General features: G+C 51.1%; 22 protein-coding genes and 1 pseudogene. 15 read left to right on the plus strand and 8 right to left on the minus strand.

Features of this window, described 5'->3' with window-relative positions:
* Positions 1-663 precede the first annotated feature (663 nt).
* Positions 664-1,623 (plus strand): Kdo(2)-lipid IV(A) acyltransferase, encoded by a 960-nt coding sequence (locus OGV83_RS05395; RefSeq protein ID WP_024130404.1) that lies wholly within the window; start codon positions 664-666, stop codon positions 1,621-1,623.
* A 123-nt stretch (positions 1,624-1,746) separates the two neighbouring features.
* Complete coding sequence (locus OGV83_RS05400; RefSeq protein WP_012132696.1) at positions 1,747-1,878, plus strand: hypothetical protein; 132 nt, start codon at positions 1,747-1,749, stop codon at positions 1,876-1,878.
* Positions 1,879-2,544: 666 nt separating this feature from the next.
* Here the strand turns inward: OGV83_RS05400 and uspF are convergent.
* Positions 2,545-2,973, minus strand: coding sequence for a universal stress protein UspF (gene uspF, locus OGV83_RS05405; RefSeq protein ID WP_012132695.1), 429 nt, complete (start codon positions 2,971-2,973; stop codon positions 2,545-2,547).
* Positions 2,974-3,504: 531 nt separating this feature from the next.
* Here uspF and OGV83_RS05410 point away from each other — a divergent pair.
* From OGV83_RS05410 to OGV83_RS05440, 7 genes are all read left to right on the plus strand, one after another.
* On the plus strand, positions 3,505-4,599 hold the full coding sequence (locus tag OGV83_RS05410) for a NapC/NirT family cytochrome c (RefSeq protein ID WP_200053591.1): 1,095 nt from the start codon (positions 3,505-3,507) through the stop codon (positions 4,597-4,599).
* A gap of 20 nt (positions 4,600-4,619) precedes the next feature.
* The gene (locus OGV83_RS05415; RefSeq protein ID WP_071258212.1) at positions 4,620-7,064 is read left to right on the plus strand and encodes a trimethylamine-N-oxide reductase 2; all 2,445 of its coding nucleotides are present in this window, start codon (positions 4,620-4,622) and stop codon (positions 7,062-7,064) included.
* Positions 7,065-7,200: 136 nt separating this feature from the next.
* Positions 7,201-7,851, plus strand: a complete 651-nt coding sequence (zinT, locus tag OGV83_RS05420; RefSeq protein WP_024130401.1) for a metal-binding protein ZinT — start codon at positions 7,201-7,203, stop codon at positions 7,849-7,851.
* Between the two features lie 209 nt (positions 7,852-8,060).
* Positions 8,061-8,699 carry a leucine efflux protein LeuE gene (gene leuE / locus OGV83_RS05425; RefSeq protein ID WP_012132690.1) on the plus strand — a complete coding sequence of 213 codons (639 nt, stop codon included), beginning with the start codon at positions 8,061-8,063 and terminating at the stop codon, positions 8,697-8,699.
* A 186-nt stretch (positions 8,700-8,885) separates the two neighbouring features.
* Positions 8,886-9,248 carry a DUF1971 domain-containing protein YeaR gene (yeaR, locus tag OGV83_RS05430; protein WP_024130400.1) on the plus strand — a complete coding sequence of 121 codons (363 nt, stop codon included), beginning with the start codon at positions 8,886-8,888 and terminating at the stop codon, positions 9,246-9,248.
* A 3-nt stretch (positions 9,249-9,251) separates the two neighbouring features.
* Entirely contained in the window at positions 9,252-9,434 is a 183-nt protein-coding gene (locus tag OGV83_RS05435; protein ID WP_012132688.1) for a DUF1869 domain-containing protein, read from the plus strand.
* A gap of 232 nt (positions 9,435-9,666) precedes the next feature.
* Positions 9,667-10,314, plus strand: a complete 648-nt coding sequence (locus tag OGV83_RS05440; protein WP_058669016.1) for a hypothetical protein — start codon at positions 9,667-9,669, stop codon at positions 10,312-10,314.
* A 63-nt stretch (positions 10,315-10,377) separates the two neighbouring features.
* Here OGV83_RS05440 and fdhF read toward each other — a convergent pair whose 3' ends face one another.
* The gene (gene fdhF, locus OGV83_RS05445) at positions 10,378-12,525 is read right to left on the minus strand and encodes a formate dehydrogenase subunit alpha (protein WP_012132686.1); all 2,148 of its coding nucleotides are present in this window, start codon (positions 12,523-12,525) and stop codon (positions 10,378-10,380) included.
* Between the two features lie 466 nt (positions 12,526-12,991).
* Here fdhF and OGV83_RS05450 point away from each other — a divergent pair, with 466 nt between their 5' ends.
* Positions 12,992-13,240 (plus strand): GlsB/YeaQ/YmgE family stress response membrane protein, encoded by a 249-nt coding sequence (locus OGV83_RS05450; protein WP_012132684.1) that lies wholly within the window; start codon positions 12,992-12,994, stop codon positions 13,238-13,240.
* 139 nt (positions 13,241-13,379) lie between these two features.
* Here OGV83_RS05450 and OGV83_RS05455 read toward each other — a convergent pair whose 3' ends face one another.
* On the minus strand, positions 13,380-13,478 hold the full coding sequence (locus OGV83_RS05455; RefSeq protein WP_024130398.1) for a YoaK family small membrane protein: 99 nt from the start codon (positions 13,476-13,478) through the stop codon (positions 13,380-13,382).
* A gap of 170 nt (positions 13,479-13,648) precedes the next feature.
* Here OGV83_RS05455 and OGV83_RS05460 point away from each other — a divergent pair, with 170 nt between their 5' ends.
* Positions 13,649-13,903, plus strand: coding sequence for a putative hemolysin (locus tag OGV83_RS05460; protein ID WP_024130397.1), 255 nt, complete (start codon positions 13,649-13,651; stop codon positions 13,901-13,903).
* Between the two features lie 55 nt (positions 13,904-13,958).
* Here the strand turns inward: OGV83_RS05460 and OGV83_RS05465 are convergent, their stop codons facing one another.
* Positions 13,959-14,306: a DUF488 domain-containing protein gene (locus OGV83_RS05465; protein WP_012132682.1), complete on the minus strand. Its 348-nt coding sequence runs from the start codon at positions 14,304-14,306 to the stop codon at positions 13,959-13,961.
* A gap of 217 nt (positions 14,307-14,523) precedes the next feature.
* Between OGV83_RS05465 and OGV83_RS05470 the strand changes: the two genes are divergently transcribed.
* Positions 14,524-15,231: a CTP synthase C-terminal region-related (seleno)protein gene (locus OGV83_RS05470; protein WP_012132680.1), complete on the plus strand. Its 708-nt coding sequence runs from the start codon at positions 14,524-14,526 to the stop codon at positions 15,229-15,231.
* A gap of 32 nt (positions 15,232-15,263) precedes the next feature.
* On the opposite strand, the gene OGV83_RS05475 is transcribed toward OGV83_RS05470, so the two are convergent.
* The gene (locus tag OGV83_RS05475; protein ID WP_012132679.1) at positions 15,264-16,451 is read right to left on the minus strand and encodes a CynX/NimT family MFS transporter; all 1,188 of its coding nucleotides are present in this window, start codon (positions 16,449-16,451) and stop codon (positions 15,264-15,266) included.
* A gap of 99 nt (positions 16,452-16,550) precedes the next feature.
* On the opposite strand from OGV83_RS05475, the pseudogene OGV83_RS05480 reads away from it, so the two are divergent.
* Positions 16,551-17,340: pseudogene (locus OGV83_RS05480) on the plus strand (AraC family transcriptional regulator); the annotation flags it as partial.
* On the opposite strand, the gene OGV83_RS05485 reads toward OGV83_RS05480, so the two are convergent.
* A complete protein-coding gene (locus tag OGV83_RS05485; RefSeq protein WP_153259123.1) occupies positions 17,323-17,769 on the minus strand; it encodes a DUF441 domain-containing protein in 447 nt (148 codons plus the stop codon). The pseudogene OGV83_RS05480 and the gene OGV83_RS05485 overlap by 18 nt on opposite strands.
* A gap of 209 nt (positions 17,770-17,978) precedes the next feature.
* On the opposite strand from OGV83_RS05485, the gene yoaI reads away from it, so the two are divergent.
* The gene (yoaI, locus tag OGV83_RS05490; protein WP_096753847.1) at positions 17,979-18,083 is read left to right on the plus strand and encodes a small membrane protein YoaI; all 105 of its coding nucleotides are present in this window, start codon (positions 17,979-17,981) and stop codon (positions 18,081-18,083) included.
* Between the two features lie 4 nt (positions 18,084-18,087).
* Here the strand turns inward: yoaI and OGV83_RS05495 are convergent, their stop codons facing one another.
* Positions 18,088-18,591, minus strand: a complete 504-nt coding sequence (locus tag OGV83_RS05495; RefSeq protein WP_012132676.1) for a YbaK/prolyl-tRNA synthetase associated domain-containing protein — start codon at positions 18,589-18,591, stop codon at positions 18,088-18,090.
* Between the two features lie 45 nt (positions 18,592-18,636).
* Entirely contained in the window at positions 18,637-20,124 is a 1,488-nt protein-coding gene (dgcJ, locus tag OGV83_RS05500; protein ID WP_012132675.1) for a diguanylate cyclase DgcJ, read from the minus strand.
* A gap of 170 nt (positions 20,125-20,294) precedes the next feature.
* Between dgcJ and OGV83_RS05505 the strand changes: the two genes are divergently transcribed.
* Positions 20,295-21,065, plus strand: a complete 771-nt coding sequence (locus OGV83_RS05505) for a class I SAM-dependent methyltransferase (protein ID WP_049008788.1) — start codon at positions 20,295-20,297, stop codon at positions 21,063-21,065.
* The last annotated feature ends 47 nt before the right edge of the window (positions 21,066-21,112 follow it).

Below are 21,112 nucleotides of genomic sequence, written 5' to 3' on the forward strand. Positions count from 1 at the left end.
CGTTTTTTATTATTAGCATTCGAACTTGTTTTTTGAATGTCGAACCCGCAGAGGACTAAGACGCTACTTCGCAAGTCTCCAGACGGGGAAGATGTGCATCTGCCAGTGGCTCAGACGTTTAGCCCATCAGCGGATGTGGCTACGGAGCATTGTGCAAAACGGGCATGAACAACCTGGAACGGGTGAAGCATCACAGGTTCCCAAAAATGTTGTCTGCGGCTCAGTACCATGCTGACTGTAAAAACTTCCCAGAATCTTACTTTCGAGTGTGCGAACGTTATCAGGAGCCGTACCGGGTACTACGTTGGGCGGCGATTTGAATGCCAGGCAACTGAACGACGAGGCAGCCAGTGATATGGCGAATATGTTTCTGACTTTCATCTGATGATTACCCTTCTCACTAAAAGTTATGTAATAACATAACCTCAATTGTGCTTAATGAATAGACCTGAAATTGTCCGATCGGTCACGTGGCGGCGAAAAGGTAAATGACGTTTTTACGACCTCGCGGTGAGCAGGGGATAAGTCGCAAAAAATGACAAAACGACTTTTTCGTCTTTTTATAGACTTTTTGTGCTAACCGGGGCTTTAGTTTTCCCCCTCTTTGTAATAGTCAGATAGCTAACACCGCAGTTATCAGTAAACCGGAACGTATTTTACTCAATGACGAGACTCCCAACATTTTCATTCGCTTTTTTTCATCCTCGCTACTGGCTGCTATGGCTGGGTATTTTCTTCTTACGATGTGCTGTTTTGCTGCCTTATCCCATTCTGCTCAGGCTTGGCGCTTGTCTGGGGAGAGTGGCCATGCGCGCATTGCCTCGCAGGGTAACAATAGCCCGTCGCAACCTGGAACTTTGCTTTAAGGCGTTACCTGCGAAGGAGCGTGAAAAATTACTGATTAAAAATTTTGAGTCGGTAGGCATGGGGGTACTTGAAACCGGTATCGCCTGGTTCTGGTCAGACAGGCGTTTACGCAAATGGTTTACGGTTACGGGTTATGAACATATGGAAAGTGCGCGAGCTGAAAATAAAGGCGTGCTTCTCATCGGTATGCACTTTCTTACTCTTGAACTTGGGGCGCGCATATTTGGGATGCTCAATCCGGGCATTGGCGTATACAGGCCGAACAATAACGCGCTGTATGACTGGTTGCAGACGCGGGGACGTCTTCGCTCAAATAAAACCATGCTCGATCGCTATGATTTAAAAGGCATGATACGAGTGCTCAAACAAGGTGAGATTGTCTGGTATGCACCTGATCATGACTATGGCGCTCGTAACAGCGTGTTTGTTCCTTTTTTTGATGTTCCCGATGCGGCGACTACCGCAGGCAGTTACATGCTTGTCAGAAGCGCGCGCCCGGCGGTTGTTCCTTTTGTTCCCCGACGCCGAGCGGATGGAAGAGGGTACGAGCTGATCATCCTCCCGGATATCGGCCATGAACTGTATGACGAGGGCAAGGAAACCGTTGCGACCAGAATGAATCGGGCGATTGAACGCGCAATCAGCCTGGCTCCTGAACAATATATGTGGCTACACCGTCGCTTTAAGACCCGACCAGCAGGCAAGCCGGCCCTGTATGGGAAGAAGGAAAACGCGATTGAGAGTAACGGCGAATAGCTCGCTTTCTGGTTTCAAACCGCCTCCGGGCGGTTACTGGTCAATAATGCCGTCATAAACCTGTCATGTGTTCGTGCTATTGGGAATTTAGTCATTCATTTTCTGCGGTCAGGGGAGGTGAAAATGGGCACGGAACATGAACGCATTCGGTCAGTATTAACGGGGCTGCTTATCGCGCTGCTGATGCTGCTTGTCATGGCCGGGTGGCCTTATCTTGTGCGTATGATCTCCGGTTATATCGCCGGGTATCTGTAAATATGCACCTGAGGATAAACAAGAACGGGAACCAGTCAGTTCCCGTTTTTTTATGCCAGTAGAATGGCGTGTTGTGAGAGTGACGACTCTGCACCTGCAATCACCAGCCAGGCAGCGTGCCCCCGACACTCCACTCTTCGGAGCCAAAATCGGGTTTCTCGCCCCGGATCACACGGTTTCTTTCTTCTTTTGTCGGTTTATGGGTGGCGGCGCGGCTGGGAAGTTTCCCGGGAGTTTTTACGCAGCCGAATCCCTGACAAATTGGGCTGGCGGAAGAGGGCGCGGGTTGTACTTCTGAGTCGACACAAGCCGTCAACAATACGATTGAAATCGTGCCGGCAACTCTCTTTATGTTCATAAATATCCTTTTAATGTTTAACGACTCACATGCCCTTTTCCCTGAGAGCATGAATACTCTGGCAAAAAAAGCCCGCAACAGAGTGCGGGCAAAATTATACTGGAAGCAATGTGAGCAATGTCGTGCTTTCAATACCTGTATTAGGCGCTAAGGTATTTACAGCAAGAGAATGATAACCATTATCATTTAATGATTCAACCATTCGTTTTATAAGGCTGTTTTTATCGGGAGTCATTCATCAGAAAACAGGTGTGATACAAGAACGGGAGCCTGTTGGCTCCCGTTTTCGCCAGGGTTAGCGAGCGGTATTAGCGTACAACCAGAACAGGGCAGTTTGCATGGCGAACAACGGCCGCAGCAGTTGAACCCAGCAGATAGGTGCTGAAACCCGGTTGATGCGACGCAATGATAATCAGGTCGGCTTCTACCGCATCCGCCAGTTTGAGGATCTGATCTTTGGGCGGGCCGTAGACAACATGGGACTGGCTCCTGCCCTCGGGGATATTGAATTGTTTAACAATTTCCTCCAGTTTGACGGCGGCCTTTGACTGAAGACCGCTTCTATCCGGGAACTCGCTGGAGTAGGCCAGACCCAGTGAGGCATAGAATGGGACAGAAGGTATTACGGCCAAAAAATGCACCTTTGCGGTTTTAGCATGCGCCTCAACCTGCGGGATGATCTGACGGGTCAAGCTGGCTTCTGAGATATCAATCGGCACCAGAATAGAACGATACATATTCACCACCTCCTGTTTGTTTTATCTCCACCTTAAGTGTACTGGACTTATCGGTTGTATAAGAAGTAATCAGATCAAAGTTATGTGAACGAGTCCGCAAGTCGTAAGAATGTAGACACAAAACGTCCACCAGAAGGTGTTACCGACATGATGGCTGTCAGGAGAATGATTTTTACCGTGAATATCGTTATGAAGCAGTAATGGGTTCCGTTTTACTTTATTTCATTGTATATTTATTTATATAACGACGGGATATTTTCTCTCTCTTGAATCGCCATCTTAATTATTTGAAACTTTCTCCTGGTATTTAATTTAATGCTGGTTTAAATATCTATATAATACAGTGTAACTTGCTGTGTTTTAACACTTTTGTATTCATATATTCCGTTGCTGTGTAATCTGCGATCCCCTTCAAATTTACTTGCATGCTAATTCTTATTCACATCCACGCTTGATGGATATCAATAATTAACCTGCTTAGTCTAATTATTGTCTACCTCTAAAAGGGTAGTTGTCTGACGAGAATGAAGAATGAGAAAAATAAATAAAACCATTTTATGGATGCTGCTGCTTTGCATCGTTCTTGGCGCAGTAATTGTTTTAGCGGGGCAATGGACGTTACATAAAACATCGAGCACTGAATTTTGTCTGTCTTGCCATACGATGCAGGCGCCTTATGAGGAGTATACGGGCTCGGTTCACTTCCAGAATCAGAAGGGGATTCGTGCAGAATGCGCGGATTGCCATATCCCGGAAGGCGGGGTGGATTACCTGGTAGCCAAGCTCCTTGCCTCGAAAGATGTCTATCATCAGTTCATCACCAAAAAAATCGACACGCCAGAGAAGTTTGAAGAACATCGTCTGGAGATGGCGCAAACCGTTTGGGCGCAGTTGAAAGCCAGCGACTCCGCAACCTGTCGTAGCTGTCATAGCATGGATGCGATGGATCTTGACGCGCAAAGCGCTGATGCCCGCAAAATGCACCAAATGGGCATTCAGGAAAAACAAACCTGTATTGATTGCCACAAAGGCGTCGCCCACTTCCCACCCGAAATAACAATGGACGACAGCGCCCTCAAAGCGCTTGAGGCCCAGTCTGCATCTACCCCCGCATCTGCAAAAACGCTCTATGCCGTAAGCAATACCGCACTTGGCGATCTGGCAACGGTCTATCCGGCCACGCAAATGCATGTCCTGAAATCGACGGAAACGTCACGGCTGGTGGAGATTCGCGGGAGCCAGATGCAGGGGAGCGAGCAGGTTATTTACTACGCGGCAGGCCAGCGGTTGATCCTTGCCAGCCTGAGTGAGAAAGGGCAGCAATCACTCAACATTTTCTCTGACTGGAAAAAAGATGATTACGGTAACGCGTGGCGGGATGTGGCGCTACAGGGCGAGTGGAGTGGCTCTGCGCTCGCCAGCCGCGAACCGATGTGGGACTACGCGCGCAAACTCGACAATGTGTATTGCGCAGGCTGCCATGCGCCGATTCCTGCGAAGCATTTTACCCTCAATGCCTGGCCCTCTGTGGCGAAAGGGATGGGGGCTCGTACCAACATCAGTGAAAACGAACTGGATATCCTGAGCCGTTACTTCCAGTACAACGCGAAAGACATGCATGAATAGTGATAATACCAGGAGAAATCATGAAACTCACAAGACGTGACTTTATCAAGACGGCTGGAGCGGCAACCGGGACTATGGCGATTTCTTCGGTGATCCCAATGCCTGCCTGGGCCGAAAACCAAAATGGCGGCGCCATCCTGACGGCCGCACGTTGGGGGGCCGTATATGTGGAGGTCAAAGACGGCAAAGTTGTCTCTTCAAAAGGCGCATTACCTAAAACCATACCGAACTCATTGCAGCAAACCGCGCCGGATCAGGTACATACCAACGCCCGAGTAAAATACCCAATGGTGCGTAAAAGCTATCTGGAAAATCCAGGTAAAGCGGACGGTAAACGGGGAAGCGATCCCTTTGTGCGGGTGAGCTGGGAACAGGCGCTGAAACTCATTCATGAGCAGCATAGCCGTATTCGTAGCAGCTATGGCCCGTCCTCCATTTTTGCGGGTTCCTATGGCTGGCGCTCCAGCGGCGTCTTGCATAAAGCGCAAACATTGCTGCAACGCTATATGAGTATGGCCGGGGGATATGCAGGCCATACCGGGGATTATTCCACCGGGGCGGCGCAGGTTATCATGCCATATGTTGTGGGATCGGTTGAGGTATACGAACAACAGACGACATGGCCGATGGTGCTTGAGCACAGCCAGGTGGTGGTGCTGTGGGGGATGAACCCGCTCAACACGTTAAAAATTGCCTGGAGCAGTACGGATGAACAAGGGCTTGAGTATTTTAATCTGCTGAAGAAATCGGGAAAAACCGTTATCGCGATCGACCCAATGCGCTCAGAAACCATTGAGTTTTTTGGCGACAATGCAACGTGGATCGCCCCGCATATGGGAACTGACGTGGCGATGATGCTGGGGATTGCGCATACGCTGGTGAAAAAAGAGCGTCACGATAAAGCGTTCCTGGAAAAATACACCACCGGTTATCCGCAGTTTGAAGAGTATCTGCTCGGCAAGAGCGACAACGTTGAGAAAACCGCTGAATGGGCATCCGGCGTCTGTGGCGTACCCGCAGAACAGATTGAGAAACTGGCGGAAATTTTTGCCAGCAACCAAACCATGCTGATGGCGGGCTGGGGGATTCAACGTCAGCAATACGGTGAGCAAAAACACTGGATGCTGGTGACGCTGGCCGCGATGCTGGGGCAAATTGGGACGGAAGGCGGCGGTTTCGGTTTCTCCTATCACTATTCCAACGGCGGGAACCCGACGCGTACCGGTGGTGTACTGCCTGCGATATCGGCGCAAATTGAGGGGGGATCGTCGGCAGGGAACGACTGGGCGGTATCGGATGCGGTGGTGAATCTGCCTGTGGCGCGAATTGTGGAAGCGCTGGAAAACCCGGGAGGAAAATATCAGCATAATGGTAAAGAGCAGACCTTCCCGGATATCAAAATGATCTGGTGGGCAGGCGGCGCGAACTTTACCCATCATCAGGATACCAACCGCTTAATCAAAGCGTGGCAGAAGCCTGAGCTGGTGGTGATTTCCGAGTGCTACTGGACGGCGGCGGCGAAACATGCCGATATTGTTCTCCCGATCACCACATCGTTTGAACGTAACGATCTCACGATGACCGGAGACTACAGCAACCAGCATCTGGTGCCTATGAAGCAGGTGATTGCGCCGCAGTTTGAGGCCCGTAATGACTTTGACGTCTTTGCTGATTTAGCTGAGATGCTCAAACCCGGCGGCAAAGCGGTCTATACCGAGGGTAAAGATGAGATGGCGTGGCTGAAGCAATTCTACGACGCCGCGCAAAAGGCGGCTCGCGCTCAACGTGTGGCAATGCCTCAGTTCAATGCGTTCTGGCAGCAGAATAAGCTGATTGAAATGCGCGAGAACGAAAAGAACAACAAGTATGTGCGTTATGCCGATTTCCGCCATGATCCGGTCATGAATGCGCTCGGTACGCCAAGCGGTAAGATCGAGATCTATTCAAAAACCATTGAAGGTTATCACTACAAAGACTGTCCGCCTCATGCTTCATGGATTGAACCAGATGAGTGGAAAGGGTCTGCGGATAAGGATCAGCTACAGTTGCTGACCGCCCATCCGGCACACCGTCTGCACAGTCAGTTGAACTATGCGTCGTTGCGAAAAGAGTATGCCATTGCCGATCGCGAGCCGGTGACGATTCATCCAGATGATGCGAAGGCAAGAGGCATTGCCGAAGGCGACCTGGTACGCGTATGGAATGGTCGTGGTCAGGTTCTGGTCGGGGCGCACGTCAGCGATGGGATCAAGCCGGGGATCATCTGTATCCATGAAGGCGCCTGGCCTGATATCGAGAATGGCATCTGTAAAAACGGCGGCGCCAACGTGCTGACGGCGGACATCCCGACGTCAAGGCTGGCGAACGGCTGCGCGGGGAATACGACCCTGGTATACGCAGAGAAATTCACCGGCGAAGCCCCAACGCTCACGGTATTTGATGAGCCAGAGATTGTCACTCTGTAACGCCGGGGGCTGTTAGTTTGTTGGAATAAGCGGGAGCCTGTGTGCTCCCGTTTTTTATGCTTCTCATTCAGAGTTGAATTAATGGTGATGTTATATTATAACATTCCATCTTTACGCACTGATTGAGGGTGATATTTTGGCGATTCATTTTGAAAAATTAGCAGTAGCTCTGGGAATGCTTCTGGTTAGCGGACACGCGCTTGCGCATGGGCACCATTCACATGGCGCACCGCTAACGGAGATGGAGCAAAAGGCGGCAGAAGGCGTTTTTGACGATAAAAACGTGAAGGACAGGGCGCTAACGGACTGGGACGGTATGTGGCAGTCTGTTTATCCGTATCTGGTAAGCGGGGAGCTTGATCCGGTATTTAAAAAGAAAGCGGAGAAAGATAACAGCAAAACAGCCGAGGAGATTAAGGCCTATTACCGTAAAGGCTACGCTACCAATGTGGATACTATCGGCATTGAGAATGGCGTCATGGAATTTCACACCGGTAATCAGGTTGAGTCCTGCCAATACGATTATGCCGGACACAAAATCCTGACCTATGCATCCGGTAAAAAAGGCGTTCGCTATCTGTTTGAGTGTAAAGATGCGAAGAGCAACGCGCCTAAATATGTGCAGTTCAGCGATCATATTATCGCGCCGCGTAAGTCGAGCCATTTCCATATCTTTATGGGGAACACTTCCCAGCAGGCATTGCTTGAAGAAATGGATAACTGGCCAACCTATTATCCGTACCAGCTGAAGGCCGAAGAGGTCGTCGACGAGATGTTGCACCACTAAGATGTTGTCATTATGGCGGGTCCGGCAGGACCCGCCATCGTGTTGTGACGGTATCCCAAAAGAGCGATATCTGTCATAAGTAAGGCGCCTTTGCCGGTAAATATCATGATATAACGCAACGCTATGATTTCCCTTCCCATCATTCAGTTCATTCGTTAGCATATTGTTTCGCAGTAAAGCGTATCTGTTTTTTTCAGGAAGAGGTTAACGTGTTCGCAGAGTATGGAGTTCTGAACTACTGGACGTATCTGGTTGGGGCCATTTTTATCGTGCTGGTGCCGGGGCCTAATACGATATTTGTGCTGAAAAACAGCGTCGGGCGAGGGATGAAAGGCGGGTATCTCGCCGCCAGCGGCGTGTTCATTGGCGATGCGGTACTGATGTTTCTGGCGTACGCGGGCGTCGCAACATTAATAAAAACAACGCCGGTGCTGTTTAATATCGTTCGTTATCTCGGCGCTTTTTATCTGCTGTATCTTGGTGCGAAGATCCTTTACGCCACGCTCAAATCGAAAGGGAGCGAAGTGGCGCATGATGAGGTTCCGTTTGGCGCAATCTTTAAACGTGCCTTAATACTGAGCCTGACCAATCCCAAAGCCATCCTTTTTTACGTTTCGTTTTTCGTCCAGTTTATTGACGTCAATGCGCCACACGCGGGGCTGTCATTTTTTATCCTGGCGACAACGCTTGAAGTGGTGAGCTTTTTCTATCTGAGCTTCCTGATTATTTCGGGCGCTTTTGTAACGCAGTACATTCGCACGAAAAAGAAACTGGCGAAGGTAGGGAATTCCCTTATTGGTTTGATTTTCGTTGGTTTTGCCGCACGTCTGGCGACGCTTCAGTCATAACGCCATCAGGCCCGCGCACTCTGTGGGCCTTCCGTTTTTACTTTTTGCTTAAAGATGATGCTCACCGCCACGCGCGGCGGAAAAAAATAACCAATAAATGGTATTTAAAACGCATCTTATGAGGCGTACCCTTTTTACAGCAGCGATTCAGTAAGATCGCTGGTTGTTACTGGAAGAGGGAATAAAATGCTTCAAATTCCACAAAATCATATCCATACACGCTCCACTCCGTTCTGGAATAAAGACACCGCGCCAGCCGGAATTTTCGAACGCCACCTTGATAAAGGAACCCGACCAGGGGTTTATCCTCGCCTGTCGGTTATGCAGGGGGCGGTCAAATATCTCGGATACGCAGATGAACACAGCCCGGAACCGGAAAAAGTGATGATCATTGAAGCCGGTCAGTTCGGCGTTTTTCCCCCGGAAAAATGGCACAACATCGAAGTGATGAGCGACGATACCTACTTTAACATCGACTTTTTTGTTGCACCGGAAGTGCTGATGGAAAGCGCCAGCCAACGAAAAGTCATTCATACCGGGAAGGAGTAAATTATGGGCAAAGCGACCTATACCGTTACCGTAACCAATAACAGCAACGGTGTTTCAGTTGATTATGAAACTGAAGCGCCGATGACACTGCTGGTCCCGGACGTTGCGGCAGAAGTGGTGAAAGATCTGGTGAACACCGTGCGCTCATACGACACCGAAAACGAGCACGACGTTTGCGGCTGGTGATCCCGTTCGGGAAGCCTGCGACCGCGATTTTTTAACCGTTACGCTAAACCGCACAGCGCTATCACGACGCTGGGCGGTTTTTTTTTCGCCTGATATCAGCATGTACCTGACAACTGAAATTAATTGAAAAGAAATATTAAGGAAACCTTAAGAACATCGCATTGTTTGTTAATGCTATGGCATTCATAAAATATATGATTGAGCATCAAACACTGAACAGAAAATGACCACCATGAAATTTGATACTCGATTGACCTCGTCGGCTCTCGTCCTTGCGCTTGTTGCGTTGGTTATTCCTTTCACTGCGAACTGGCACGTACCTCTGCTAAATGGCGTCGTGGTGTTATGGATTGAAAATGGGCAGGCGCTATGGCTACTGTTTGGTGCGCTATTTACCGCCTGGTATATCAGGCCGTTGTCTCGCCCTGACGGCGCAAAGCAGTTTTGGCTTTGGGCGGTGGTGTGGTGGCTGGTGTTGTTAGGGCGAAGCACCAGCTGGGGGCGCGACTATTTTCCTGATCATCCCAAAATGATCTTCCGGGGGATTTCCGTCGTCCTGATCGCCGCGCTTGTGCTTCCGGTATTGATCTCAAAGACTTTGCGCCAGGAAATTGCGCGTCGGCTGCGTGAAGAATCCCTGCCGCTGTGGTTGCTAACTGTTACTGCCTGTGCGTTTTTAATTTCCGATACGGTGGAGCATCATCGGTTACTGGCGCCGCTGTTCCTGCACAGTAAGCAATACACCGATTTGATTGAAGAACTGTACGAATTGCCGTTCATGATCGGGCTTTTTTTGGTTACGCTGACGTTTATGAAACGCGATAAACAAGATGAATATATTGCGTTGCAGACGGCGGAACCGCAGCATGCGGAATATTGAGGTTCGCGGATGAAAACGCCCGGGTTCTTTTTCCCGAACCCGGGCTAACAAGCACAGCGCGGCTTATGCAATTGCCTCGCATAAACGCGACTTCATATCGCTGTACGATTGGGCAGCATGGTTTTCCGCCCAGCGTTGATCGGTAATGGCTTCGACCTTCACGGCGCAGTATTTGGTTTCAGGCGTTTTCGAAATCGGATCAAGATTATCCTGAGTCAGTTCGTTACAGGCGCCTATCCACCATTGATAGGTCATATAGACCGTCCCCTGGTTAATGCGATCTGAAACATCGGCCCGGCTGATGACTTTACCGCGACGTGAACTCACCCACACCAGTTCGCGATGACGAATCCCCAGTTTTTCCGCGTCGTTCGTGTTGATTTGCACGTTGCCAGGTTCATCTGCCAGCGCCTGTAGCGCAGCGCAGTTGCCGGTCATTGAGCGGCAGGAATAGTGTCCCACTTCGCGAACGGTACAGAGCACCATCGGGAACGCATCATCAGGAACTTCCGCCGGAGCCCGCCACGGCGCGGCGAATAACTTGCCTTTGCCGCTGGGCGTATCAAACTGACTATGTGCGTAAAGATACGGTGTGCCGGGGTGATCAAGGTCCGGGCACGGCCACTGCACATGCCCCATATCGCCCATTTTCTCCCAGGTGACGCCGTAGAAAAGCGGACACAGTTCGCGCATCTCATCCCAGATGTGCTGGTTACTTTCATAATGCATCGGGTAGCCCATTTCGGTCGCCAGCAGACTGATAATCTCCCAGTCGCGCTTCACATCTCCGGTGGGGTCGATGGCTTTTTCAAACCGCTGGAAGCCACGGTCGGCACAGGTGAAGACGCCGCCGTGTTCGCCCCATGAGGTCGCGGGCAGGAGAACATCCGCCATTTCTGCCGTTTTGGTCATGAAAATATCCTGTACCACGATAAAGTCCAGCGCCTCGAAACCGGCCCGCACCAGCCCCAGGTCGGCCTCGGTTTGCAGCGGATCTTCCCCCATGATGTAGTAGGCTTTAATTTTGCCTTCCATCGCCAGGTGCGGCACCTCGGTAATACGCGTGCCGACTTTGTCATCCATCAGGCTGGCATCGATTCCCCAGGCTTGCGCGAATTTCTCTCTGGCGGCTGCATCCGTCACGTCCTGGTAGCCGGGGAACTGGTTAGGCAGAACGCCCATATCGCACGCTCCCTGGACGTTGTTCTGACCGCGTACCGGGCCGACGCCGACGTCAGGACGCCCCAGATTGCCCGTCAGCAGCGCCAGGCTCGACAAACCGCGCACGACGTCGACAGCCTGACCAAACTGGGTCACACCCATTCCCCACATGACCGTGGCGGAAGGGGCGGCGGCGAACGTTCGCATCGCCTGACGCACCTGCTGGGCAGGGACGCCGGTCAAATGTTCAACGGATTCCGGGGCGTAATCTTTTACGGTCTCCCGGTAGGCCTCCAGTCCTTCCGTGTGCTTTTGTACGTACTCCGTGTCGTAAAGGTGTTCATCAAGCAGAACGTAGCCAAAGGCGTTAACCAGCGCCATATTGCAACCGTTGTTCAGTTGCAGGTGCTGATCGGCAATACGGGCGGTCTCAATGCGCCGGGGATCGCACACAATAATTTTGGCGCCGTTCTGCCTGGCCTTAATGACTCTGCGCGCGACAATAGGGTGAGAGTCTGCGCAGTTATAACCGAAAATCAGCAGGCATTTGGAGTTCTCTATATCACTGATGGAGTTACTCATCGCCCCATTACCCAGCGTCTCCTGCAACCCGGCGACGGAAGGGCCGTGGCATACGCGGGCGCAGCAATCGACATTGTTGGTATTGAGTACGGCGCGGGCGAATTTCTGCATGACGTAGTTGGTCTCATTCCCTGTCCCACGGGAAGAGCCCGTCGTCATAATGGCGCGGGGCCCAAAGGTTTCTTTAATGGCGGATAAGCGTTGTGCGGTATAGCGGATCGCTTCATCCCAACTGACGGGGGTAAATTTTCCGCCTTTTTGATAGCGGATCATCGGGCGGGTCAGACGTGGCGTCAGAAGCCGCGTGTCGTTAAGGAAGTCCCAGCCATAGTAGCCTTTCAGGCATAACTGGTTCTGGTTGGTTACACCCTCTGCGCCTTCGGCACGGATAATTTTGTTATTTTCAACAACAAGCTTGAGCTTGCACCCGGCCCCACAGTACGGGCACACACTGGTGATTTTTTTCATCAATAACAGACCTGTTAAAAGCTGAAATAGCGCGAATTGTAGTCGAAGCCGACGCGCGACATGGCGCTGGCTTCGGTTTGTCGTAGCGACGGGCTGTTAAAGCACAAACCGTGCCAGAAACAGAAACTCAGGCGCGGCGGGGCTTGTCTGCGGAAAGATGAAGAAAATGACAGCGGATTCGTCATAAATGACGAGTAAACGTCAAAAAAAAGCCCGCACTCAGTGAGGCGGGCAAAAATACTGGAAGCAATGTGAGCAATGTCGTACTGAATACCTGAGTGATTTGCTCAACTATTCAGTAATGAGAAAGATAATCTTTATCATCTAAACTTGCAACCCCAACTTTTATGGGAGTAAATAAAAAATAATAAAAGTGACATTTATCACAAATTTCAATTCTCTGATGATGTGCTATTCTTTTTAACGGCGAGTAAACCGCTAACGTACAAACATAAGTGAGGAAAAAATGGGCATTATTTCATGGATTATCTTTGGGCTTATTGCAGGTATTCTGGCGAAGTGGATTATGCCTGGTAAGGATGGCGGCGGATTCTTCATGACGATCATCCTGGGGATCGTCGGTGCCGTGGTAGGGGGATGGATCAGCACGTTCTTCGGGTTTGGCAAAGTTGACGGCTTCAACTTTGGCAGCTTTGCCGTAGCGGTTATCGGCGCGATTGTCGTTCTGTTTATCTACAGAAAAATCAAAAGTTAAGCGACGTAGTTCGTAAGACGAAAAGGCTACCGTTGGTGGCCTTTATTATTTTGATAAGCCCGTTACCACCAGCCCAGTTTGGTTCCTGCCACCGCGATAATCGCGATGCCAATCATGATGAGCGTCGTTTTCTTCATCGTTACGCCCCCGGCGTGGCGTAGCCGCCGATGAAAAACCATGCCAAAAAAGTCACCGCCGTGATGAAAATTACGACAGGAAAAATAATGCCTAATTTCATGCTATCACCCGTTCTCGTTATAGGAAGACGAGCAAGGATAGCAGGGCGTCGTGCGTGACAAAAGATGTTTTAACGTCACGCTTTTCATTCTGATACGCATCGCAAGAAAACATGGAGATACAACGGCAGGCGGGTTAACCTGTCGGGGTGTAATGTTAACGGGAGTTCATATGAGATTCATGTTTGTCGCGCTGCCGTGCGCGTTGGCGCTCTCCGCCTGTTCGTCGTCATCCCAGCCCGAGGCGCCGAAACCTCCGCAAATAGGTATGGCAAACCCGGCTGCCGTCTATTGCGAACAGAAGGGCGGTACGCGAGTGCCCGTTCAAAGCCCGCAAGGGGTACGCACGGAATGTAAACTACCCGGCGGTGAAGTGATTGAAGAGTGGGATCTCTGGCGCAGAGATCATCCTGCCAGCGGTAAGTGACACCCGGCGCATCGCTTTGCGCATGCGCCGTGTTTTGGCGGATTTTTTGTGCGAATCACAATCCGCGTAGCCAGTCGGCCAGGACAAGTGCGTGATTCTGCTCTGTGTTCTTTGCCGCATATAGCAGGGTCAGCGTCTGCTGGCGGGCAATATCCGCCAGCCGTTTACCTTCCTGCTTTTGTTGGTCGAGTTCACTCCGGTATTGCTCAGTAAAATTTTTGAAATCAATCACTTCAGAGTGAAAGGCCTTGCGTAATTCAGATGAAGGCGTCAGCGTTTTATCCCACTCGTCAAAGGCCAGATCGGTTTTTTTGACCCCTCGCGGCCACAGCCTGTCAACCAGTACACGGTAGCCGTCGCTTTTTTCTGCCGGGTCGTAGACGCGTTTACACTGAATTTTCATCCTTTTCTCTCCTCAATCCAGGCCATGACTTCATTAATCTGATTGCCGGAAAATCGTGCCGCGTCATGCTGACGTAGCAGGCTGTTTCTGAAACGTAGAACGTCATCACTATAGCACTTCGATCCTCCTCAATTTAAGGGATTGTGATAACAGTAAAAGATCGGTAGTCTGAGGTTCCTTATGTTGTCCCTCATTGCATTGACATAAGGAACGCCTCATGGAACTTTCCCCTGTTAAAGACACGCTACGTATTGCGCTGGTGGGTGATTACAACCCCGATATCGTGGCGCACCAGGCCATTCCCCTTGCTATTGATGATGCGGCCGCCGTGCTGGAGTTAATGGCGGACTATGACTGGCTGACGACGCCCGACATCAATAGTGACGAAGATTTGGTGGGCTATGATGCCATCTGGGTTGTTCCCGGCAGTCCCTATAAAAATACCGAAGGGGCATTGATTGCTATTCGCTATGCCCGTGAAAACAGCATTCCTTTTCTGGGAACCTGCGGCGGATTCCAGCACGCGATCCTCGAGTATGCCCGCAACGTGCTGGGCTGGCGCGATGCGGCGCACGCCGAAACTGATGCTTCCGGTCGGATGGTTATCGCCCCGTTGAGCTGCTCGCTGGTGGAAAAAACGGATGATATCGAACTGAGGGCGAATACGCTGGTCGCCAAAGCCTACGGGCAGGACGTTATCTCCGAAGGGTATCACTGCAACTACGGGGTATCAGAGGATTTTGCCGCTGAACTTGAGAATGGCGATTTGCGGGTTACCGGGTGGGATGAGGCGGGAGACATCCGTGCCGTGGAACTGGTAACGCATCCCTTTTTCGTTGGTACGCTTTTTCAACATGAACGTGGCGCGCTGGCGGGCAAACCCGTTCCCCTGGTGCAGGCGATGCTGCGAGCCGCACGGGGATAAAAACAAGGGCAGGTCAATGCCTGCCCGTTCGGTTATTTTGCTGCGATCTCCCGATCGCGTCCGGCATAAAGGCCGAATATCGCCATCGCGACCGCCAGAACCGCCACGCCAATTAGCGGGATGTGCCAGTCGCCGTTGGCATCATGAATCTTACCCATCAACGGCGGCCCACATGCCGCCAGCAGATAGCCGACAGATTGCGCCATGCCCGAAAGCGCCGCCGCCTGGTGCGCGGAACTGGCGCGCAGCCCGATAAACGTCAGACCTAAAATCATCGTCGCGCCAGAGCCAAACCCGAACAGAATCGTCCACAGCACCGCCTGTTCCGGCACAAACCAGAACCCGGCCGCGCCGAGAGCGCACATGAGCGATACCAGCGCGGCAATACTGCGCTGATCCTTGAATCGGTGCAGGATGAGCGGAATCAACAGTCCCGGCGCAGCCGTCGCCAGTTGCAGCAGGCCGTGTAGCGATCCGGCCTGCGCTTCACTGTAGCCGTGGCTGATTAAAATCGCGGGCAGCCAGCCGATGATAACGTAATAGATAAGCGAGTTAATGCCGAGGAATAAGGTGACCTGCCAGGCGAGGGAAGATCGCCAGATGCCGCGCGAGTGTAGCGCGCGGGAGTTGCTCAGGTTGGCGGTAGCCGTGTTGCGCCACTGCGGCAGCCAGATAAGAAAGGCCAGCAGGGGAAACAGCATCAGCATTAACAGCGCGCCGCGCCAGCCAAAGCCATGCAACGCCAGCGGTACGACCATTGCCGAACCCACCGCCGCTGCGGCGCCCATCGTCAATGAATAGGCGCCGGTCAGTTTTGCCACATGCTGTGAGTAATCGCGTTTAATCAGCCCGGGGAGCAGCACGTTTCCCAGCGCGATACCGCAACCAATAATGGCTGTGCCGGTAAACAGGAAGCTGGCAGAAGGCAGCGAGCGCACGGCAATACCAAAGCAAATCAACAGCATGGCGGCAAACAGGCTGCGTTCCATGCCGAACCGGCGCGCAATGTTTGCCGCCAGCGGAGAGACCAGCGCGAAAGCCAGCAAGGGAAGCGTGGTCAGGAGGCCCGTTTGTGCGGTAGTTAGCCCGTAATCCGCACGAATTGTCTCCAGTAACGGCGCAGCGCCAGTGAAGGTAACGCGCAGCGTCGTCGCAATCATCAGAATACCGGCAATCAGTAATGCACCGTTTTTGCCGCGTAATGAAGGGGAAATAGTCATTGTTTTCTCATATCAACAGGCGAGGCGATACCTTACCGTTTTTACTCTCTGGATCAATCAAGCTAAAATGACAGTTTATCGCTAAAATCGGACAATATGATGATTGGCCTGAGACTGGATGGCTACGAGCCTGACCTTCACCATGATGCGGCTGTGGCCTTTTGCATTCGCGCTCGCGAAGATGAGCTTTTCAGTCCGCTGCATCACCATCGAAAAGGACAACTGATCCTGGCGCTGCATGGCGCTATTACCTGCGAGGTAGAAAGCGCCATGTGGATGGTGCCGCCACAGTATGCGGTATGGGTTCCCGGCGAAATTCCCCACAGTAACCACGTCACGGCGGGGGCGGAATTATGTTTTCTGTTTATTGAGCCGGATGCGGTTGTGATGCCGGATCGCTGCTGTACGCTGAAAATAACGCCATTGTGCCGGGAGCTGATTCTGGCGCTTGCCGCGAGAACGGATATTCAGCGTACCGAGCCAATGACGCAGCGCCTGACACAGGTCTTGTTTGATGAGCTTCCGCAACAACCACAGGAGCAGATGCAGCTTCCGGTTTCCGGGCATCCCAAAATACGTCAAATGGTGGAGACGATGGCGCGTGAACCAGCCCGCTGGCAAACGCTGGGGCAGTGGGCGAGCCTGTTCGCCATGAGCGAACGCAATCTTGCCCGACTGGTGGTAAAGGAAACCGGCCTGAGCTTTCGTCGCTGGCGTCACCAGTTGCAGCTTATTCTGGCGTTGCAGGCGCTGATTGACGGACACAGCGTGCAGCATGTCGCCCAAACGCTGGGTTATGATTCAACGACCGCGTTTATCACCATGTTTAAAAAGGGGCTGGGGCAAACGCCAGGCCGTTATCTGGCCGGGCTTACTGCTTCCCAATAATCAGCGACACCAGGCCTGCGGCAATGAGCGGGCCGACCGGCACGCCCCGGAACAGCGCAACGCCCAGTACCGTCCCCACCAGTAAACCCGCGACCAGCTGTGGCTGGCTTCCCATCAGCGTAACGCCGCGCCCGCCCAGCCAGGAAACAAAGATGCCAATGGCGATGGCAACCAGTGATTTCCAGTTGATGAAGGAGTGAATGAGAGTAGAGGGAGGCAGCGAACCGCTGGCGATCGGCGCCATGACGCCGATAGTCAGGATAATGATCCCGACGGTAAGCCCCTGTTTCTCAATCCACGGGAAAAACGTATTGAGTGGGGTAACGCGGACAATGATCAACACCAGAATTGAAACGGCGACAGTGGTGTTATGGCTGATAAAGCCCAGCGCTGCCAGTCCAAGCAGGATCAGCAGAGTGACATCAAACATCGTGGTTTCCTTGCCAGAGAAAGATAAGCCTGCTTACTGTACGCGCAAATACGTGAGTGAACAGGCTTTTTTATCAATAACGGCACATTTTCAGGCGAATGCCTGAGGGGAATTTTCCGGGCAGGCCAGGCTTGCTGTCATTAAATTGCCATTAATTCGATTTATCAATAACAGGTGAGCCGTTTTCTCTGTCGCAACGGGGTGAAACCATGAACGATCATATGCTGATTGAAACACTGATCATTACCTCATCATTTTTCGCTATTGCCGCGGTGATTGTGATTTCCGTACTGGTGCTGGAAAGACGTTTCTGAGCCGTTATTGCGCTCGGCGAAAGTTGACCAGTTCCGGCTGCGCAATGCGCAGGTAATCGTCGGTATTCATAATGACCGATTTTTCCAGTACGCCGGCGTTAAACGCGATTTCGTTGAAGCGTTCGAACAACAGCGGATCGGCCACCAGCTTCAGGTTAGGATGGAAGCTAAAAGGGGGAATCGCGCCAAAGACGCAGCCGGTCAGCGCATCCACCTCGGCAGGGCTGGCAAGCGAAGCTCTTAGTCCGCCGAGATGGTTTGCGAGTTGGGCGAGATCGGCCTGCTGGTCAGCGGAAAGGATCGCCAGGACATGTTGATTGACGCCATTGCCTTTCACTTTACATACCAGCGCTTTTGCCCCCTGGCCCAGTGCGGTGCCGCGAATTTCCGAAACCGCTTCGCACTTACCGACCGCCTCGTGGCTGAGTACACGATAAGTGGCGCCTTCCTGCGATAAAAGGGTAATCAAACGCTGGTGAGCCGTGATTCCCTTAGCGACTTCATTCATCATTCACTCCCAATATTGCGATGAAGTTTTAACGGCAAAAGGGTATCACAAACGTGCATGATTTTGTTGTTTGTTGAGATAGAGTTGCTCATCAGAGGCCTTGTATGCGTCCTGGATCGTATCCTCAGGTTGCATATGATAAAGTCCAGCGGAAAAACTAATCACCTTATCTGGCGCGATGATTCGCAACTTATTGGCAATACGCTCAGGTAAAGTTGTTGCCGGTACAACTGAATCGATAAGAATTACACAAAATTCATCACCTCCCAATCTTATTGCATAATCTGTTTTACGCACCGATGCTTCAATGGCTTTTGCCAGCAATGTAATTGTGCGATCGCCTTCCTGATGCCCCTGCGTGTCGTTAATGACTTTCAACCTATCCAGATCGATGGCGATAAACGTCACGGAGGTGCCTGTGTTGACCAGTCGCTGCAAACGCTGTTCAAGCTGCGGTGTCAGGATTTTACGGTTATAGAGGCCGGTCATCGCATCGCTGATATTTTCACGATTGACATTATGGTAAAGGCGAAAATGCATTCTGACCATGTTCAGTAACGTAGCGGTAACGAGCAGGTAAAAGGCGAACAGTTTCCATGATGAGACAATAAAATACAGGATGTCGAGAGATAATGTGACACGGATTCCGCCTGGCAGGTCGTGAACATAATTAACATAATTAAAGAGGTTATTTTCGCTCTGATGGACGATGATTTTTTTCTCTGAATTAAGGTCGAACAGAGTCGCGTCCAGATAGCGCCAGACCAGTGGACGATCCTGAGTGTAAAAAATATTCTTCAGGTTATCCTGGTTAATATCCACCATTACTATGCCTTTTAACTTTCCATGTAGATAAACGGGAGTTAAAAAACTCATCACATTTTTTTCAGTAAGATCGTCCTGATAAATGCTTGAGAGCACTGTTCGCCCTGTGAATTGACCATCAATATCGTTACGGTTGATTCCCAGCGTTCCTTTTCGCAGAAAAGACCAGTGGTGCATAAAAAATTGTCTGGAGTCAATCAGGTTATAGAAATAGACGTAGCGTTTTTTAATATCCAGATAGTAGTGGAATTTATCTTCTACAGTGCCCAGCCCTTTACCATAATCCTTCTGGTTACGATTCGCGGCCACCGCCTGATCAAAAGCGAACAACAGAGGAGCGTCGTCAGCTACGATCGCGCAGTTTGCCTCGGCGGTTTGCAGTGTTCCATGTAGCGATGGGTTATTATGAGTGGTGAGATTGATGCCGTGGGTATTGCGACCTGTTTCAAATCCGCGGCATAACGCATATTGTTGTTCATCGGATGGTGGTGTTTTGGGCTCCGTGAACGTGCGCATTAAATGAGCTGCAATGCTCTGATTCTGGTACTTGTCATACAAAAATGAAGAGTCTGCCTTTTCGATGATATAGCCCATATAGGCATTCATCGCCCTGTCACTGGCGATCAATTCATAAGCCAGAAAAGAGGACGTCAGTACAATGACGCTTGCGGAGATAAAGAGCCTGAGCGCTTTATGATGCAATTTCATGATGAATAACAGTTTTCAAAGGGCGACGCTTCAGTTTATCACAGTGGCGATGTTCTCTCTAACAGCGCCTTCGTCCTCTTTTGTGTTGTGAAATAAAAATCATTCTCATACTTCCCCTTTTTCTCTTAATGTTGTATTTATAATGCAACTTATCAGGAAGGAGGTGCGCGATGAGTGCGAATGAAAAAGCGGGCCATACGTTTTTAGCTAGCCTGGGCAAAACCCGTCTGCGTCCGGGCGGCATTGAGGCGACGGAGTGGCTGTTCAGCCAGTCTCAACTGACGCCGGGCAGCCAGGTGCTGGAAGTGGCATGCAATATGGCGACGACCGCCATTGAGTTGGTGCAACGTTTTGGTTGTTCGGTCTACGCCATCGATATGGATAAAAACGCGCTGGCAAACGCGCGGAACAATGTTGCGGCGCACGGGCTGGAAAATCACATCCATGTCATGGCCGCCAATGCCAACAGCTTACCCTTTGCCGATAACAGTTTCGATGTCGTGATTAACGAGGCCATGCTCACCATGTATGCCGACAAAGCGAAAGCAAAGCTGATCGGTGAATATTATCGGGTTCTGAAGCCGGGTGGCCGTCTCTTAACGCACGATATTATGCTGACCAGCCAGAAGCTGGCGGAAGGTGAGCAGAACCAGCTTCAGCATGTGGTGAAATCGAATGTAAGCCCGATGACCAAACAAGGCTGGCGCGATCTGTTGCTGGATTCCGGGTTTGAGCAGGTTTTACAGCAGAACGGTGAAATGTCGCTGATGTCTCCGCGAGGGTTGATTCGCGATGAAGGGCTGAAAGGGGCGCTTAAAATTGTTTATAACGGGCTGTGCATCCGTGACAATCGCAGCCGTTTTATCAAGATGTTTCGCTTCTTTAAATCACAGCGCCATCAGTTGAATTACATTGCCTGCTGTTCGGTTAAGGGGAAATAAAGAAAAGCCAGAACAGGGTTCTGGCTTTTTACTGACATGACGGACTG

This window comes from Citrobacter sp. CK189, from assembly GCF_030333505.1.
GTDB lineage: Bacteria > Pseudomonadota > Gammaproteobacteria > Enterobacterales > Enterobacteriaceae > Citrobacter_B > Citrobacter_B koseri.

Excerpts from the sequence above, each read along its gene's own strand:
- OGV83_RS05395 (WP_024130404.1), top strand. The coding sequence starts at position 664 with ATGACGAGACTCCCAACATTTTCATTCGCTTTTTTTCATCCTCGCTAC.
- OGV83_RS05410 (WP_200053591.1), top strand. The coding sequence starts at position 3,505 with ATGAGAAAAATAAATAAAACCATTTTATGGATGCTGCTGCTTTGCATC.
- yeaR (WP_024130400.1), top strand. The coding sequence starts at position 8,886 with ATGCTTCAAATTCCACAAAATCATATCCATACACGCTCCACTCCGTTC.
- OGV83_RS05400 (WP_012132696.1), top strand. The coding sequence starts at position 1,747 with ATGGGCACGGAACATGAACGCATTCGGTCAGTATTAACGGGGCTGCTT.
- OGV83_RS05435 (WP_012132688.1), top strand. The coding sequence starts at position 9,252 with ATGGGCAAAGCGACCTATACCGTTACCGTAACCAATAACAGCAACGGT.
- OGV83_RS05450 (WP_012132684.1), top strand. The coding sequence starts at position 12,992 with ATGGGCATTATTTCATGGATTATCTTTGGGCTTATTGCAGGTATTCTG.
- OGV83_RS05505 (WP_049008788.1), top strand. The coding sequence starts at position 20,295 with ATGAGTGCGAATGAAAAAGCGGGCCATACGTTTTTAGCTAGCCTGGGC.
- OGV83_RS05475 (WP_012132679.1), bottom strand. The coding sequence starts at position 16,451 with ATGACTATTTCCCCTTCATTACGCGGCAAAAACGGTGCATTACTGATT.
- yoaI (WP_096753847.1), top strand. The coding sequence starts at position 17,979 with ATGAACGATCATATGCTGATTGAAACACTGATCATTACCTCATCATTT.
- OGV83_RS05440 (WP_058669016.1), top strand. The coding sequence starts at position 9,667 with ATGAAATTTGATACTCGATTGACCTCGTCGGCTCTCGTCCTTGCGCTT.
- OGV83_RS05495 (WP_012132676.1), bottom strand. The coding sequence starts at position 18,591 with ATGAATGAAGTCGCTAAGGGAATCACGGCTCACCAGCGTTTGATTACC.
- OGV83_RS05460 (WP_024130397.1), top strand. The coding sequence starts at position 13,649 with ATGAGATTCATGTTTGTCGCGCTGCCGTGCGCGTTGGCGCTCTCCGCC.
- OGV83_RS05470 (WP_012132680.1), top strand. The coding sequence starts at position 14,524 with ATGGAACTTTCCCCTGTTAAAGACACGCTACGTATTGCGCTGGTGGGT.
- OGV83_RS05465 (WP_012132682.1), bottom strand. The coding sequence starts at position 14,306 with ATGAAAATTCAGTGTAAACGCGTCTACGACCCGGCAGAAAAAAGCGAC.
- OGV83_RS05455 (WP_024130398.1), bottom strand. The coding sequence starts at position 13,478 with ATGAAATTAGGCATTATTTTTCCTGTCGTAATTTTCATCACGGCGGTG.
- fdhF (WP_012132686.1), bottom strand. The coding sequence starts at position 12,525 with ATGAAAAAAATCACCAGTGTGTGCCCGTACTGTGGGGCCGGGTGCAAG.
- dgcJ (WP_012132675.1), bottom strand. The coding sequence starts at position 20,124 with ATGAAATTGCATCATAAAGCGCTCAGGCTCTTTATCTCCGCAAGCGTC.
- uspF (WP_012132695.1), bottom strand. The coding sequence starts at position 2,973 with ATGTATCGTTCTATTCTGGTGCCGATTGATATCTCAGAAGCCAGCTTG.
- OGV83_RS05415 (WP_071258212.1), top strand. The coding sequence starts at position 4,620 with ATGAAACTCACAAGACGTGACTTTATCAAGACGGCTGGAGCGGCAACC.
- OGV83_RS05485 (WP_153259123.1), bottom strand. The coding sequence starts at position 17,769 with ATGTTTGATGTCACTCTGCTGATCCTGCTTGGACTGGCAGCGCTGGGC.